15 protein-coding genes and 1 pseudogene are annotated in these 15378 nt (G+C 38.7%); 8 read left to right on the top strand and 8 right to left on the bottom strand.

The annotated features are described in order from the left end of the window. Positions 1–25: 25 nt before the first annotated feature. Positions 26–523, top strand: a complete 498-nt coding sequence (locus F6K15_RS15025; protein WP_293061985.1) for a hypothetical protein — start codon at positions 26–28, stop codon at positions 521–523. 42 nt (positions 524–565) lie between these two features. Next, positions 566–3493 carry a tetratricopeptide repeat protein gene (locus tag F6K15_RS15020; RefSeq protein ID WP_293061983.1) on the top strand — a complete coding sequence of 976 codons (2928 nt, stop codon included), beginning with the start codon at positions 566–568 and terminating at the stop codon, positions 3491–3493. A 30-nt stretch (positions 3494–3523) separates the two neighbouring features. Here F6K15_RS15020 and F6K15_RS15015 read toward each other — a convergent pair whose 3' ends face one another. From F6K15_RS15015 to F6K15_RS14995, 5 genes and pseudogenes are all read right to left on the bottom strand, one after another. Next, positions 3524–3790 carry an aspartyl protease gene (locus tag F6K15_RS15015; protein WP_293061981.1) on the bottom strand — a complete coding sequence of 89 codons (267 nt, stop codon included), beginning with the start codon at positions 3788–3790 and terminating at the stop codon, positions 3524–3526. An 82-nt stretch (positions 3791–3872) separates the two neighbouring features. Further along, on the bottom strand, positions 3873–4202 hold the full coding sequence (locus F6K15_RS15010; protein WP_293061979.1) for an element excision factor XisI family protein: 330 nt from the start codon (positions 4200–4202) through the stop codon (positions 3873–3875). After that, a pseudogene (locus F6K15_RS15005) lies at positions 4187–4531 on the bottom strand (element excision factor XisH family protein); the annotation flags it as partial. The gene F6K15_RS15010 and the pseudogene F6K15_RS15005, both read right to left, overlap by 16 nt. A 36-nt stretch (positions 4532–4567) precedes the next feature. Continuing rightward, positions 4568–5890 carry a transposase gene (locus F6K15_RS15000; protein ID WP_293061977.1) on the bottom strand — a complete coding sequence of 441 codons (1323 nt, stop codon included), beginning with the start codon at positions 5888–5890 and terminating at the stop codon, positions 4568–4570. A 317-nt stretch (positions 5891–6207) separates the two neighbouring features. After that, positions 6208–6483 carry a DUF1778 domain-containing protein gene (locus F6K15_RS14995; protein ID WP_293061975.1) on the bottom strand — a complete coding sequence of 92 codons (276 nt, stop codon included), beginning with the start codon at positions 6481–6483 and terminating at the stop codon, positions 6208–6210. 199 nt (positions 6484–6682) lie between these two features. Here F6K15_RS14995 and F6K15_RS14990 point away from each other — a divergent pair, with 199 nt between their 5' ends. Further along, the gene (locus tag F6K15_RS14990; protein WP_363268002.1) at positions 6683–6922 is read left to right on the top strand and encodes a Uma2 family endonuclease; all 240 of its coding nucleotides are present in this window, start codon (positions 6683–6685) and stop codon (positions 6920–6922) included. Between the two features lie 423 nt (positions 6923–7345). On the opposite strand, the gene F6K15_RS14985 is transcribed toward F6K15_RS14990, so the two are convergent. The 3 genes from F6K15_RS14985 to F6K15_RS14975 form a co-directional block, all read right to left on the bottom strand. After that, positions 7346–8917: a sodium:proton antiporter gene (locus F6K15_RS14985; protein ID WP_293061974.1), complete on the bottom strand. Its 1572-nt coding sequence runs from the start codon at positions 8915–8917 to the stop codon at positions 7346–7348. A 100-nt stretch (positions 8918–9017) separates the two neighbouring features. Then, positions 9018–9143 carry a photosystem II protein Y gene (locus F6K15_RS14980; RefSeq protein WP_293061972.1) on the bottom strand — a complete coding sequence of 42 codons (126 nt, stop codon included), beginning with the start codon at positions 9141–9143 and terminating at the stop codon, positions 9018–9020. A gap of 219 nt (positions 9144–9362) precedes the next feature. Beyond that, a complete protein-coding gene (locus F6K15_RS14975; RefSeq protein WP_293061970.1) occupies positions 9363–9890 on the bottom strand; it encodes a gamma carbonic anhydrase family protein in 528 nt (175 codons plus the stop codon). Between the two features lie 324 nt (positions 9891–10214). Here F6K15_RS14975 and F6K15_RS14970 point away from each other — a divergent pair, with 324 nt between their 5' ends. The 5 genes from F6K15_RS14970 (at position 10215) to F6K15_RS14950 (ending at position 14696) form a co-directional block, all read left to right on the top strand. After that, positions 10215–10739 carry a TIGR02652 family protein gene (locus F6K15_RS14970; protein ID WP_293061969.1) on the top strand — a complete coding sequence of 175 codons (525 nt, stop codon included), beginning with the start codon at positions 10215–10217 and terminating at the stop codon, positions 10737–10739. Between the two features lie 334 nt (positions 10740–11073). Continuing rightward, the gene (locus tag F6K15_RS14965) at positions 11074–11511 is read left to right on the top strand and encodes a VOC family protein (RefSeq protein ID WP_293061967.1); all 438 of its coding nucleotides are present in this window, start codon (positions 11074–11076) and stop codon (positions 11509–11511) included. A 149-nt stretch (positions 11512–11660) separates the two neighbouring features. Further along, positions 11661–11975, top strand: coding sequence for a PepSY domain-containing protein (locus F6K15_RS14960; RefSeq protein ID WP_293061965.1), 315 nt, complete (start codon positions 11661–11663; stop codon positions 11973–11975). Positions 11976–12639: 664 nt separating this feature from the next. Beyond that, positions 12640–13485 (top strand): type I methionyl aminopeptidase, encoded by an 846-nt coding sequence (gene map, locus F6K15_RS14955; protein WP_293061963.1) that lies wholly within the window; start codon positions 12640–12642, stop codon positions 13483–13485. Between the two features lie 518 nt (positions 13486–14003). Then, positions 14004–14696: a response regulator gene (locus F6K15_RS14950; protein WP_375341068.1), complete on the top strand. Its 693-nt coding sequence runs from the start codon at positions 14004–14006 to the stop codon at positions 14694–14696. Positions 14697–15378: the final 682 nt, after the last annotated feature.

The following is a 15378-nucleotide window of genomic DNA, read 5'->3' as shown; positions in this document are numbered from 1 at the left end:
AATATTTCAACAAGGAGTATAGAAAATGGAACCTATAGAATTGGGCCTAGCAGCGATCGCCTATTCTTTTTTAACTAAATATGTGGAAAAGACAGGAGAAGGTTTAGGGGAAAAGACTTTGGAGCAGGTGGATAAGTTTTGGCAACTCATACAACGAAAGCCTGTGGGAACTTTGCCAGTCTTGAAATCTGCTGAAACAGAAGCTTTTCCTGTAGATTTTAATCAGGCCATAAAAGAGTTGGAAGCTGCTGCTAATGAAGACCGGGAAGTTAAGCAAGCTGTTATTGATGTGGTTGAAGTGGCAAAACAGGAAAGTCCAGAATATGTGAAAAATATTGAGGCTGAGATTGAAAAAATTAAGTCTCAAGGAGTAACTGCTGAGAAAATTAATGCTTTGTTTCAGGGAAGCACTATGAGTGGGGGTAATATTGTTGAGAGTGGAAATATTGTTGATACTGCGGCTATTGTAGGTAGTCCAGAAGCGTTTAAAGGTAATACCATTAGTGGTGACGTAATCTTTTGACTGGGGTCGTCGGGAGAGGCACCGACAAAGAAAAGTACCCAAGTGCCAAAAGGCATTCCTGAAAATTTTAGTCGCCGGAGTGGCGCTAAGAATTTTGTTGGTCGGGATGAGGTAATGGATACCCTACACCAACAGTTACAAACAACTGAACGAGTAGCAATTACTTCTATTACTGGTATGGGTGGTATCGGTAAAACTGAACTTGCTCTCCAATATGCTCGTGATCACCTCCAGCAAAAGACTTATCCCGGCGGGGTTTGTTGGTTGGAGGGGCGTGGTGTGGATGTAGGAATTCAGATTGTTAATTTTGCTAAGTCGCAACTAAACTTAAATCCTTCAAAAGATGATGACTTGAAGACTCAAGTGGCTTACTGTTGGCGTAATTGGTTGCAGGGTGATGTTCTGGTAATTTTTGATGATGTGGTTGAATATGAGGAGATTTCGGATTTTCTACCTCCTGGGGAAGCTCGGTTTAAGGTGTTGATAACTACCCGTCAAAAATACTTGACGCAATCTTTCCACAGGTTGGAGTTAGAGGTGTTGGATGAGGATGCGGCTTTGGAATTGTTGGTTTCCTTTGTTGGGGAGACGCGGATACAACGGGAGATGGAAGAGGCAAAGGTGTTGTGTGCAGATTTGGGATTTTTGCCCTTGGGGTTGGAGTTGGTGGCGCGTTATTTGGAGCGAAAATCAGATTTGTCTTTGGCAAAAGCACGAAAACGGTTGGAGTCAAAACGGTTAGAGCATAAATCTATGGAAATATATTCTCAGGATATGACTGCGAAGCGGGGAGTTGCGGCTGCTTTTGAGTTGAGTTGGCAAGAATTGGATGAGGATGAGCGGGAGTTGGGGCGGTTGTTGAGTCTGTTTGCTCCGGCAGCTATTCCTTGGTCTTTGGTGGCAGGGTGTTTGCCAGAGGTAGATGAGGAAGATTTGGAGGATAGGCGAGATTATGGGTTGGTGAATTTAAGTCTGCTGCAACGAGTGGGTGAGGGGAGTTATGAGTTGCATCCACTGATTCGAGAATTTTTCAGAGGGAAGTTGTCTGAGTCTGACTCCGTTGAGGAAATGAAACGGGGTATTTGTCGGGTGATGGTGGCAGAGGCGAAGGAAATTCCTGATAAACCTGTTAGGGAGGAGATTTTAGCGGTTGAACCTGCTATTCGCCATCTTGAGGAAGTAGCAGAAAATTTGACCGACTGGTTAACTGATAAAGATTTAATCTCGCCTTTTCTTGGTTTGGGCAGATTCTATGAAGGTCAGGGATTTTATCAGTCAGCTCAATCTTGGCATGAAAAATGCTTGGATATTACTAAAAGTCGGTTTGGCAAAGCACATCCATCTATTGCCACCAGTCTCCACAAGCTGGCATTTCTCTACTATTATCAAGGGCGATACACCGAAGCTGAACCCTTGTTAATAGAAGCATTGGAAATGAGAAAGCAACTGCTAGGGCCGGCACATTCATCTATTGCCTCCAGCCTCAACAACCTAGCAGTTCTCTACCGCTTCCAAGGACGATATACGGAAGCAGAATCTTTGTGTTTAGAAGCATTGGCAATGAGAAAGCAACTGCTAGAGTCGGCACATCCAGATATTGCCCAAAGTCTCAACAACCTGGCAAATCTCTACTCTGCTCAAGGGCGATACACCGAAGCTGAACCTTTGTATAAAGAAGGATTGGAAATGAGAAAGCAATTGCTAGGATCGGTACATCCAGATATTGCCCAAAGTCTCAATGGCTGGGCACTTCTCTACTATGATCAAGGACGATACACCGAAGCTGAACCCCTGTTAATAGGAGCATTGGAGATGAGAAAGCAACTGCTAGGGTCTGCACATCCATATATTGTCATCAGTCTCCACAACCTGGCAAGTCTCTACAAATCCCAAGGGCGATACACCGAAGCTGAACCTTTGTATAAAGAAGCGTTGAAGATGTATAAACAACTACAAGGGTCAGCACATCCAGATATTGCCTACACTCTCAACGGCTTGGCAAATCTCTACTACTCCCAAGAGCGATACACCGAAGCTGAACCCCTGTTAATAGAAGCATTGGAGATGAGAAAGCAACTGCTAGGGTCAGCACATCCAGATATTGCCTACACTCTCAACGGCTTGGCAAATCTCTACTACTCCCAAGAGCGATACACCGAAGCTGAACCCCTGTTAATAGAAGCATTGGAGATGAGAAAGCAACTGCTAGGGTCTGCACATCCAGATATTGCCATCAGTTTCCACAACCTGGCAAGTCTCTACAAATCCCAAGGGCGATACACCGAAGCTGAACCTTTGTATAAAGAAGCGTTGAAGATGTATAAACAACTACTAAAGTCAGCACATCCAGATATTGCCTACACTCTCAACGGCTTGGCAAATCTCTACTACTCCCAAGAGCGATACACCGAAGCTGAACCCCTGTTAATAGAAGCATTGGAGATGAGAAAGCAACTGCTAGGGTCTGCACATCCAGATATTGCCATCAGTTTCCACAACCTGGCAAGTCTCTACAAATCCCAAGGGCGATACACCGAAGCTGAACCTTTGTATAAAGAAGCGTTGAAGATGTATAAACAACTACTAAAGTCAGCACATCCAGATATTGCCTACACTCTCAACGGCTTGGCAAATCTCTACTACTCCCAAGAGCGATACACCGAAGCTGAACCCCTGTTAATAGAAGCATTAGAGATGTATAAACAACTACTAAAGTCAGCACATCCAAATATTGCCTCCAGTCTCAACGGCTTGGCAAATCTCTACTACTCCCAAGGGCGATACACCGAAGCTGAACCTTTGTATGTGCAAGCTTTACTTATTTTGTTTTCACAACTAGGAAAAGAGCATCCGAATACTAAGACTGTTTGGCGGAATTATCGATGTTTTTTGCAAAAAGTCGCCAGGGAAAATCGGCAAGGGGAGTTATCTGATGAAATGAGTTTGCAGATTATCTCACAATTATTTTGATCAATTTTCAGTGAATCTCAAATCATCTAATTATTTAACTTCCATAGTTAAAATTCCTTCTACTTTATCTATAACTATTCGTACTACATCTAACCAAAGAACACCTATCAATATTTCTGGTAAATTATCCCCTGCATGAACTGGAATTGTAAATTCTTGCTCGTCCATTATCATCCGACCCTCATAAATATCAAAATATGCCATCCCTTGAGCTGTACTTAACATTATATTTGAACGAATTTTCTCCCACCCTAAAGCTTCTATATCTTGAGTCGGATTGGCGATCGCTCCCGACATAGACTACTTTCCGAATAGTTTCCATAATTTCTCTTGTGACAAAACACTTTTTCAAACTGTAAGTATTCAACCGAACATGATATCAGTTGAAGTTTAGAACCTCTTTCCTTCTGTGATAATTAAAACCAGAGATAATATCCTCCGCTCGGATACCAGCGTCAATCAGAGAAGAAGTTAACCCATCTTCAAAGTTATCCATTTCAATGATGACTTGGCGATCGACCACACGAGCATGAAAGAGAATGAAGTCGTTCCATCCTTGCTTATCTAAACCTGTCGCCACTACAAGGAAGTGACCAGAATCAAAATCGCAGATAGGATATAGCTTTATCTGTTGTAAACTCGGTTGGTCGCGAGTTGCTTCTTGCACAGTTTTTTTGAGGATATCTAGATAATTTAGTGAGGAATCCATCGAACAATAATCTCCTGTTCTGGTTCATAAATTAATAAATTAATTCTATTACCTCGGACAACTAGCTGAAAAATTGGTTTTTGGAAATGTTCAAGGTATTTGGCTTGACTAATAGCTAGGAATAGCTGTCTTTCTGGTTCTTGAACCTCGAGAGCTAATTGGTAAAGCTGAAGCTTTCCTATTGTTTTTTCCAATTCGCTAATAGGTGAAGGAGAATCAAAGTCTTTTATTTCCACAGCAATTTTCCGTCCTTCTTTTTCTGCTGCAAAAAACTTTTCAGCTCCTAAATCTACTTTTAATGCTGTTTGTTCTAACACTAAGATTAATGGGTCTTTTTTGACATACTCCCGGCATCAAATCAGAGATTATGATGCGGGATTCTCATCATTGATGATTCTACGCTCATAGAGACAACTTAAATTAGAAATATTGCTATTACTAATCCAGAGGTCTGACTCTCCCGTAGCTTTTGGGTTTCCCCCAGATTCCGAGTGCCCCTCGGTACTGTTGACTATTGCTCCTAACATTTCTACACCTTTAGCTAAAATGTTCCTTGCAGCGTTATGGTCACGGTCTGCTATATAACCACAGTGAGGACATTTGTGAGTCCTAACAGACAACAATTTTTTAACAGTTTGACCACAATTTGAACAATTTTGGCTTGTGAAATGTGGAGGCACTGCTACACAAACAATTCCATGCAACTTAGCATAATATTCTAGCCATTCCGTGAACTGATACCAACTTGCATCAGATATTGACTTAGCTAAATGATGATTTTTCACTAGGTTACTAACCTTCAAATCTTCGTATACTACCAAATCGTTAGATTGGATTAGCGCCTGTGCCGTCTTTACTGCATGGTCTTTACGCTGTCTACTGATTTTGAGGTGCTGCCTAGCTAATTGCTTTCTGGCTTTGTGGTAGTTATTTGACTGAGGTTTCTTACCGTTCTCATGGCGACGCGATACTATCCTCTGTAGCTTTTTCAACCGCCTTTGTGACTTTCTCAAATATTTAGGATTATCTACCGCTTTACCATTACTATCAGTATAAAAAGCATTTAAACCTAAGTCTATTCCTACTACATTGCCTTCAAAATTATGAGTTTCTTTTCTCTGAGAATTTACTAAAAATTGACAATAATAACCATCAGCACGTCTAACAATTCTTACACGATTTATTTGTTGTTCTGAATACCAAACTAAATCACGACTTGTCCACAACTCAAATACACCAGCTTTAAAACCATCTTTAAACTCAATTTTCTTTCTGTCTGCAGATAGTTTATAACCTGTCGATTTGTACTCTACTGAACGAGTGAACTTCTTGAATTTTGGATAGCCTCTCTTGGTACGCGTTCCCTTGCGACTGTCGTCGTCGCGGGGTCGCACCGCCTTTTTACCTGGTAATTTCTGTCTACAATTTTTGTAGAATCGTTGTATTGATTGCCATGTCCTGTCGGCTGATGCTTGTCTTGCTTGAGAGTTTAACTTTTTCACCCAAGGAAAATTACTATCCTTTGCTAGTACAGAACAAAGTTTTTGTAAGTCGTTGCGCTTGACGTTTTTATTATCCATCCAATAGCGCAAACAACTGTTCCTGATGAATTGACCTGTGAGAATAATTTCATCTAAAACTTTGTACTGATTTTGACTGCCTTTTAATTTGGCCTCAATTACTAGCAAAGCTGTTGTTAATTCCCTGACTACATTTATTATTATAACTAAATTTACCTAAAATTTATACTGGATAAACTATTAATATTTGTATATAATTATGACATAGAATAATAATTATATACTCACCATTCATCTAGGCAAGCTCATCAAAGATTATAGTGCTAGCCTTCTGGTGATTCTAGGTAATAATCCACTCGTCTTTTTCTAAAGTATGACGTAGTGGCAAATGTAAATCATCCTGTCTAGACATTAATGAAAAGTGCCAACAATAAAATAAAACAGCTCTTATAGTTTACCGAATAATTAAGGTTTAAAGCCTCTCCTTACTCTTGCTGATTCTCGTTAATTGCTGCCTTCAAAGCTTCCTTAGCAGGGGGTAGATTCAAAATTGCCGATTCTATTATTTCCCAGTCGCGATCGCTCGCTACAATAACTTCTGGTTCTGCTGTTTCCTTAGTCGCAGTATCTAAAGCAAGTTGTAGCAAATATTCGCTGACAGTCAAACGTCTCAAAGCAGCCGCCTGCTCTAAAAGTTGTTTTTGTTCTGGTTCTAGAGTTAAAGTTATGGTTGTTTTCTTAGTATTGGTCGTTGCTGACATAAGACTTCACCTATTTAACGATTTTTGAACATAACAATTTCTATATTTTACCTCTTCTTCCCCAGATTGTCAACAGTTTTGAGAAATAAGCGATCGCTTTATCTATTTACTAGAAAACACGGCGATCCCCATACAGAAAGCAAGAGGCAACCCCAATATGTTAAAATTATATCGAACCTAGACCGCCAGGAGAAAAACAATGATAGCAGTTCCCAAACCCGAAAAAATGACCCCCCAAGAATACTTCGACTGGGAGGAAAAACAACCAATTAAATATGAATATATAAACGGTCGAATTTTTGCTATGACTGGGGGAACTATTCCTCATAATGAGATTGCTCTTAATTTGGCAACAGCTTTAAAAATTCATCTGCAGGGTAAAGGGTGTAAAGTATTAATGGCAGATGCCAAACTAGGGGTAATAGTTTCGCTCCTTTAAATGTCAAATAATTGTCTGAAACTATTGTATTGTCAAAGTTTTTAGCCTATCCAATCTAACTTCTGACTTCCGTGAAACGGCATGGCAATGGCGCTCAGATAGAAAATTTTTAGCGAATTAAGCAGATTTGATATAAACAGGACTTACACAAAATATCAAATTATACATCACCTGTAGGGGCGTTACGAAGTATGCGTAAGTCCTAATAAAATAGATTTCGCGATCGCTTTTTATCGCAGTTTTTACATAGATAGACTATTGTGAACAAAGCATTATCCTACTTCCTAACCCAAAATCATAGTGATAAAAAAACTTTCTCCTTTTCCTCCTCTTTTTTCTTGCTTCTTTCTTCTCTCCTGACTCCTGACTCCTGACTCCTGACTCCTCCATCGTTTATTTATAAGTATTCAACCGGACATGATATTATTCATGTTCCTGTTCCTCAAATACTTCTGCCAACAATGGCGATACATTACTATTCAACTTACCTGCTCGAATAAATTCAGCGTAAGTTTCTGCTTCGATATCCACCAACTCTTTCCGCAATAATTCCATATCCATCGCCACTAACTGAGAATGTTCCGCCTGCATCTTATCAATTTTCTCCTGCAACTGTTTCAATTCGTTTTGCAAAAATTCTGCCTGATAGCGATAATATTCTGGGTCAATTTCTTGCAACCTGACCAACTCAGACACATAATTAAGCACCCGCTTTAAAGCTACACGACGAGCGATAGTTTCCATATATTCCTGACGCAGCGGTTGGTCACCTATTAAACCCAATACTTGCAACATTGACTGAGTTGTTAAACCTTGTACCAACAATGTAAATAATACCACCCCAAATACAACTGCCGTAATTTCATCTCGTCCAGGCAAAACCACAGGTACACTTAACACTAGAGCAATAGAAACAGACCCCCGCAAACCTCCCCACCAAAGTAAAGTTTGTTCTTTTAAACCAATATTTGACTTTGCTACCAAATTACTCAAAGCACTCAAACTATAAACGGAAATTGCTCGCGTAACAAGAACTGCTCCAATAGCTACTGCTATCAATACTATATTATCTGCCAGAATCGAATATTGAATTTGATCGCCTATTAACAGAAACACTATGGAGTTGACAAAAAATGCCACAAACTCCCAAAACTCACTAACTATTAACCGAGTGCGGGGGTTCATCCCAATGCGGGAACCGAAGTTACCTAAAATTAACCCAACAGTGACAACCCCAATAACTCCCGAACCCCCTAATTTTTCTACTATTATATAAGTGCCATAAGCAGAAACTAAAGTTAGTGACTGTTCCACCAAAGGTAAATCAAAACGTTGGGTGAGGTAAGAAATACCAAAACCAATTAAGCAACCTATACCGACACCGATGCCAACAAAACTGAGAAAAGTGGATAGAGAATTTGAAATAGAAAATTTATCCACTGTTCCTAATGGAATTCCTACTAGCAAAGTAAAGGCAACAACCGCCACCCCATCATTAAATAAACTTTCTCCTTCCATTAAGGTGCGTAGGCGTTTACTTGCTCCTAATTCTTTTAATAAAGCTACTACAGAAATAGGGTCTGTTGCTGATAAACTAGCTCCGACTAGAAAGGCGATCGCTAAAGGAATTCCGGTGAAAAAATTTAAACCATAAGCAATGCCAACTACCGAAATAATTACACCGATAATTGCAAAAAATCCCACTGGAACTAAATCTCGTTTTAAGTCTCGCCAATTCAAATTCCAAGCAGCCTCAAATAATAGGGGAGGCAAGAAAATTTCGAGGATTAATTCAGGAGATAAATTGACTAATCTCACATCAATGAATGCCAGAACTAATCCAACAATTACTAATAATAATGTAAAGGGAATTCGACGGAGCCAACTAAAAACTCGTGAGAGAGTTGCTACGCTCAGAGAAACAGAAAGAACTAACAGAAATTGTTCTATATTTTGCTCAATAACTGTTTCATTTACGGCAGTTTCTAAAGCCATATATTACTCCTAAATTTTGTATAAAATTAATCAATAAAATACCGACTGTTGTCTGAGTGTAAGAAACAGTCGGCTTTTTAGCAAAGAGTTGAGATTGAATCTAAGTTTCTTTGTTTAAGAACTTTTGCACTTGTTGAATGGCTAAAGCTCCAATATTGTATACCGCCCAGCCACCAGCAGCAATTATAGGTAATAGAACGATTAACAAACGAAAGTCAAATTCCATTTACTCCCCTCCTGAAGATTTTTAAAGATTTATCATTGTCTTATAATCTTAATCTAAAATTAAGTTTTTTGAGCAAAATTTTTAACTCTTTTCACTGGTTTGCGCAGCATTTACCAAGAAAGGAAGAACCAACAAGGAAAGAGGAAAAAGGTTGATTATCTTGCTTCAATAATATGATCTTCAAACTCACTTTTGACTTTTGACTTTTGACTTTTGACTTTACTTGGTAAATCCAACATCAGCTCCCTTGCCAGCGTGGACTAAAGCTAACTTTTCATAACGTTGAGCGTGTTCAATTAAATTAGCAGCCTCTGACTCTGAAATATCCCTAACTTTTTTTGCAGGTACTCCTACTACCAGAGACAATGGCGGTATATCCTTAGTGACAATAGACCCAGCTCCCACAATACTACCTGCTCCTACCCGCACGCCATCCAAAATTACAGCTCCAATACCAATCAAACAACCTTTTTCTATATGAGCTGAGTGAATCACAGCTCGATGTCCAATTGTCACATGATCTTCCAAAACAGTTACTAAACCAGGGTCTCCATGAAGCACTGCCCCATCCTGGACATTACTATGGTCTCCAATCATAATCCCTTCTACATCACCCCGGACAACAGCTCCATACCAAATACTAGCTCCCACTCCTACTTCAACAACACCCATAACTACAGCGTTATCTGCCACAAAAGCAGCTTGGGACAAATCTGGAGGAGGCCAAAAAGAGGGCTGATTTGACATGATCTTCGTTAATATTAGTGATGTTTGCTTGATTGGAATTTTATAGCAGGCAACAGGCAACAGGCAACAGGCAACAGGCAACAGTGGGAAAAACATTACCTAATCTAAGATTGATCATTAGTCCATATCCTAACCAACTGGTTCCTTGCTATCGGCTAAAAAATTTTTAACTCCTGAGTCCTGGTTGAAACATCACAAACTCTCTACCCCATAGTAGTAGGTTAAGAGTTTGATGTAGTACTTTAGTAACTATCCTGTAGCTATTTTGCTCAGATTCTTTGACCAAGCTAACTATAATTAAGTCACCACAGTTCTCTAGAAACTATGACCCAATTCTCTATTAATCCTGCCCTCCAATATCCCATGTTTGGCCCTGAAATTCAGTGTCCTCACTGTCGCCAGGCCATACCAGCTCTCACCTTGACAGATACTTATTTATGTCCTCGTCATGGAGCTTTTGAGGTTGACCCAAATACTGGTGAGTTGTATCATCTTCAGTCTGGCCGTCACTGGCGTTTATGGAATGATGAGTGGTATCGGCAACATACTCATCCCGACGGTATTAGGTTTGAAATCCATGAAGCTCTGGATCGACTTTATACTCAAGGATATAGAGCTACTCGTGTGATTATTGCTCAAAGATATCAGGACTTAGTTAGTACCTATTTGGAACGTAGCACCCCCTGGCGTTCTAATTCAGACTCTTCCTGTCAGCCCAAACTTTATGGTTTACCTGTAGAATTTAGTCCCGACCCCAAGGATGAACCTTGCTGGGAAGTAATCAATTTTCAATTGGATCAAGAAGCAGGAGTACCCGTTCGATATCCCTATTTTCGATTGTTTGAATAAGCTATTCAGCATTTACATTGGATACCTTGAAGAAGGCAGCTATGCTGAAGGCAGCTATGCTTAAGGGAAAACTGCTTTGCTTATGGATAGTCTTCGACAGGCCACTTTGTGTCTACAAACCCCAAACAATTTTCAGCACTGTGTAGACGGTGGGGTATTAAACCCGCAAAAGAAAAGATAAATATTGATTGATTGAATATGGTTGATAGTTGAAAAGTATTTCCCTTTTCTGTTTAAAAGTTATCTTTTTTATTGCCAAAATAAATGGGTATTAGCTTGGTTCTATTTGGTGTAAAATTAATACTGAAAATCAGGTTAAAAATATTAAACTAGAATGCACCATGCCTCGATTCGGACAGCCAATATTCATCGGGCGATCGCTTTCTATGAACAACTAGGTTTTACAGTCTGCGAACGCTTTAGTACAGGCTATACTTTAGCTTGTTGGATGGAGGGATTACATGGCAGAATTGAACTGATTGAAATTCCCCAACCAAAACCTGCTCCTGATGCTTTTGGGGACGAGCATTATGTTGGATATTATCATTTATCGTTTGATTTGACTCAAAATACTACAGATTTACCTGGTTGGTTAAATGATTTAAAACAGCAATTTGATGCGACTTCTGCAGCACAACCAGAAATGTTTCAGCCATTGAAAATTCTTTTAGAACCTACTCAACAAATGATTGGAAATAATGTTTATGAAGTTGCTTTTATTGCTGACTGTGATGGTTTACCTCTAGAATTTATTAGAAAGTTAAATCCTTAGAATACATTGCAAAATGCTCTAAAGGTTTTAAAAATGCAGAATTCAATTATTGTTGTATGTGACAGTATTGCTTCTAGAAAAAAATACCACAAAGCAAAGGGTCACATACTTTACTTCATTTCTGGTAATTTTAAACTTTAAAGGAAATTATGAAACAAACATTCCGTAAATTACATAAAATACTCGCTCCAATAGTTTTTCTACCATTATTTGTCACTACCATTACAGGAATAGCTTACCGACTTGGTAGAAATTGGTTTGGTTTATCCAAAGACCAGGCACACATTTTAATGGTAATTCACGAAGCTGGATTTCTTGGAGAAGACATTAAACCTTTTTATGTACTCCTAAATGGTATCGGATTAATCTGGATGTTAGTAACAGGTATTATTATGAGTGGCTTATTTAATCAAAAGAAACCCAAGCAAAATACAGAATCAAAAACAACTACAGTAGAATCATAGAATTATTAAAAATTAAGAGTAGATATATAGCAATTCCCAAAAAGAGTGAGGTACAAAACTCTAGGCTTTAGGCAACAGCTCCGGAAGGCAATAGTGAAGTAAAGACAAGAGTGCACCTCACGCTTACTGAGAAACGCTATAGTGTTTTGATCTAAGATGTGGAAAACAAGTACGATTAAAAAGGAAATAGGGAATAGTAGAGGAGATAAAACAGCATTAAATAGTAGAAAATATCAGGATATAAATTCAACAATTAATAATTAATAATTAATAATTACCTCTTCTTTTCAAGTCGATGGTGGGATGGCGAGGATACCTCGCCATCCCACCCTACGGGAAGCTCAGAATATCGACCGCTTTTCTCCTTCAAAGGAGAGGCTTTAAACCTTAATTATTCGGTAATCAGTCGGCTAGCTTTTTTTCTTAGAAAAAACTCTATCTAGATTTACATCTCATTGGAAAACACTATATCATCAAAAAAAAGTAAGTAAACCAATAATTTCATAATATTGTAGCCAAAAAAAACTCAATCTATCAATTCCAAGTTTGGTTCAAATATTCTCAATTTATCTTGTCTCGGTTCAGGTATATATTTGACATTTGACTTTAGTTATACCTAAACTTTAAGATATTAAAGATAATATTTAACAACTTGTCAGAAAACATGAACATTTTTAGTAATATACTTGCAGCTCCAGCAAAACCTAAACCACGTCCTACTGTTAAGAAAAAACAACGTCGAGGAATAGAAATAAAATCTCAACGAGAAATAGAAATTATGCGACAATCCTGTAAAATAGTCGCAACAGTACTCAAAGAAATTTCTCTGATTGTTAAACCAGGAATGACAACTGCTGACCTAGATGCTTATGCAGAAAAACGCATTCGAGAAATGGGAGCAACACCAAGTTTTAAAGGTTATCATGGTTTTCCTGGCTCTATTTGTGCTTGCATAAATAACGAAGTTGTCCACGGCATTCCCAGTAAGAAAAAAGTTATTAGAGTTGGCGATGTTTTAAAAGTAGATACAGGAGCTTACTATCAAGAATTTCATGGAGACTCTTGTATTACTATTGGCGTAGTGGAAGTTGCTCCGGAAGCAGCCAAACTAATTCGTGTAGCAGAAGAAGCAATGTATAAAGGTATCGAACAAGTAAAAGCTGGTGCTTATCTACTCGATCTTGCAGGAGCTATTCAAGATCATGTAGAAGCAAATGGTTTTCGTATAGTCGAAGAATTTACAGGTCACGGTGTGGGAAGAAATTTACACGAAGAACCTTCAGTTTTTAACTCTAGAACTAACAGTTTGCCAAATGTAAAACTAAGAGCAGGTATGACTTTAGCTATTGAACCAATTCTGAATGCTGGTTCTAGGTTTACACGAATTTTATCCGATAAATGGACTGCTGTTACTGTTGATAATTCTCTTTCAGCTCAGTTTGAGCATACAGTATTAGTAACAAATACTGGTTATGAAATTTTGACTGATCGCTCCCAAGTTAGATGTTAGGTGTAAAACAGTTTTCAGCTAATTAGCAGGTAGGTTGAGTTAGACGGAGTGAAACCCAAAGACTTTTATAAGTAATGGGTTTTCTTCCTCAACCAAACCAACAAAGATAACTAGACATAGCAATATGCGCTGGCTTATGTACAAATTACAAGAACTGTTCAATAGCTAAAAGCCTCATATTATCGGTTTTTTATTCCCCCAGATGAGCTGTTGCCTCACAGGAGTGCGCATTCCCTCTCTTGGTCGGCGTTCCCTCTCTTGGTCAGCGTTCCCTTGCGACTGGCGTCGTCGCGGGGTCCGACCGCTTGCGACTGGCGTCGTCGCGGGGTCGCACCGCTGTTGCCTGCGCACAGCACAATACCACAAAAACAAATTTTAATCAAGTATTGTTAACCTTATATTATTTTCACCCCTTTAATAATGAAAATTAGCTAAATTATAAAAAAGTAGTAAAACTAAAATAAATTATGATATCTCAAACAATTCAAGCCGAAAATGTGCTAGAGGAAAAATTAAAAATGTCAGGAAAAATATTATTAGTGGATGATGAACCAGGATTACGGGAAGCCGTACAAGCTTATTTAGAAGATAGTGGATTTAATGTAGACGTTGCTAGTAATGCCAATGAAGGATGGGATATCCTACAATCATATTTACCGGACTTAGTAATTACAGATATTATGATGCCTCAAATAGATGGCTATCAATTTCTGCAAAAATTACGAGAAGATCCAAGATTTAAAGCTTTACCAGTAGTATTTTTGACAGCCAAAGGAATGACTACAGACCGCATTCAAGGTTATCAAGCAGGTTGTGATGCTTACCTCTCTAAACCCTTCGATCCTGAAGAGTTAGTAGCTATAGTCGAAAATTTGTTAGAACGTAGAATGGTAGCGAAAACCACCAATGAAGGTGAAAATACTTCAGATATAGCTGTTTTAGCAAGTCAAATTGCCGAAATTAAAGCCATGTTGATGGGTAAAAATACGATCGCTCAAACCCCATCACCAATTAAAATAGATTTAACCCCAAGAGAACAAAGTGTTTTAGATTTAGTAGCCAGAGGACTAATGAATAAAGAAATAGCTAGAGACCTAAACACCAGTGTCCGCAATGTAGAAAAATATGTGAGTAGACTATTTACTAAAACTGGTACAAACAGCCGCACAGAATTAGTTCGTTATGCTCTAGAACATGGGTTAACTAAATAATATGATAGTCCTGCTCGTGTAATGGTAGAAGAGGATGAACAACGGCGCTTCGTGGGAGCAAGATGCTCCCACTACTTTTGTCCTTGGCCAAAATAATTAGATTTCTTGCATAAGTTAGGAAAACTCTAATTCCCTATTTCCTAAACTCGTAAAACTTTGTATCTCATCAACTCCAAAACTGCTATAAATAGATTTGATCTCACTCGCTCTTCTTAGTTTTCTAGTTGAATAGTGGAAATCAAGATGAAAAATTGGTGAGATTAATATAAAGAAAATATACGTTTAATCACAAAATATTAACATTTGCCTCGAATTCTTACAACACTTGTTATCCTAAATACATCAATTTAAAAAACTTTTACAAAAATTATGAGAGTATCAAAATCATCATTACATCTTGGCCAATCAATATCTCTAGGAATTGTTTTGTTGCTAATGAGCTTTGGGGTAATGCTTGTGACAACAATCATGATAGCAAATGGAAGCTAAAAAAACAGCAGACCCCTTTAACTAAAATAAAGAGGCCTGGCAATTCAATTTAACTTCCCTGGCGGGAAGTCCCGCGCTCTCCCGAAGGGGATCGTCGTATGGGAAAGCCAGGGCCAATAGTCGGATACCTCCACAAATAAAACCTTCCTATATCCTTGACAAGCTAGGAGGTATGCATGTTATTATCAACGTC

The sequence above is a fragment of the Okeania sp. SIO2B3 genome, from assembly GCF_010672525.1.
GTDB lineage: Bacteria > Cyanobacteriota > Cyanobacteriia > Cyanobacteriales > Microcoleaceae > Okeania.
This window is presented reverse-complemented; position numbering and strand designations above follow the sequence as displayed.

What these genes read in the sequence shown, in the direction of transcription:
- F6K15_RS15025 (WP_293061985.1), top strand. Translation starts at nt 26, where the DNA reads ATGGAACCTATAGAATTGGGCCTAGCAGCGATCGCCTATTCTTTTTTA.
- F6K15_RS15015 (WP_293061981.1), bottom strand. Translation starts at nt 3,790, where the DNA reads ATGTCGGGAGCGATCGCCAATCCGACTCAAGATATAGAAGCTTTAGGG.
- F6K15_RS15010 (WP_293061979.1), bottom strand. Translation starts at nt 4,202, where the DNA reads ATGGATTCCTCACTAAATTATCTAGATATCCTCAAAAAAACTGTGCAA.
- F6K15_RS14995 (WP_293061975.1), bottom strand. Translation starts at nt 6,483, where the DNA reads ATGTCAGCAACGACCAATACTAAGAAAACAACCATAACTTTAACTCTA.
- F6K15_RS14990 (WP_363268002.1), top strand. Translation starts at nt 6,683, where the DNA reads ATGATAGCAGTTCCCAAACCCGAAAAAATGACCCCCCAAGAATACTTC.
- F6K15_RS14985 (WP_293061974.1), bottom strand. Translation starts at nt 8,917, where the DNA reads ATGGCTTTAGAAACTGCCGTAAATGAAACAGTTATTGAGCAAAATATA.
- F6K15_RS14980 (WP_293061972.1), bottom strand. Translation starts at nt 9,143, where the DNA reads ATGGAATTTGACTTTCGTTTGTTAATCGTTCTATTACCTATAATTGCT.
- F6K15_RS14975 (WP_293061970.1), bottom strand. Translation starts at nt 9,890, where the DNA reads ATGTCAAATCAGCCCTCTTTTTGGCCTCCTCCAGATTTGTCCCAAGCT.
- F6K15_RS14970 (WP_293061969.1), top strand. Translation starts at nt 10,215, where the DNA reads ATGACCCAATTCTCTATTAATCCTGCCCTCCAATATCCCATGTTTGGC.
- F6K15_RS14965 (WP_293061967.1), top strand. Translation starts at nt 11,074, where the DNA reads ATGCACCATGCCTCGATTCGGACAGCCAATATTCATCGGGCGATCGCT.
- F6K15_RS14960 (WP_293061965.1), top strand. Translation starts at nt 11,661, where the DNA reads ATGAAACAAACATTCCGTAAATTACATAAAATACTCGCTCCAATAGTT.
- map (WP_293061963.1), top strand. Translation starts at nt 12,640, where the DNA reads ATGAACATTTTTAGTAATATACTTGCAGCTCCAGCAAAACCTAAACCA.
- F6K15_RS14950 (WP_375341068.1), top strand. Translation starts at nt 14,004, where the DNA reads ATGTCAGGAAAAATATTATTAGTGGATGATGAACCAGGATTACGGGAA.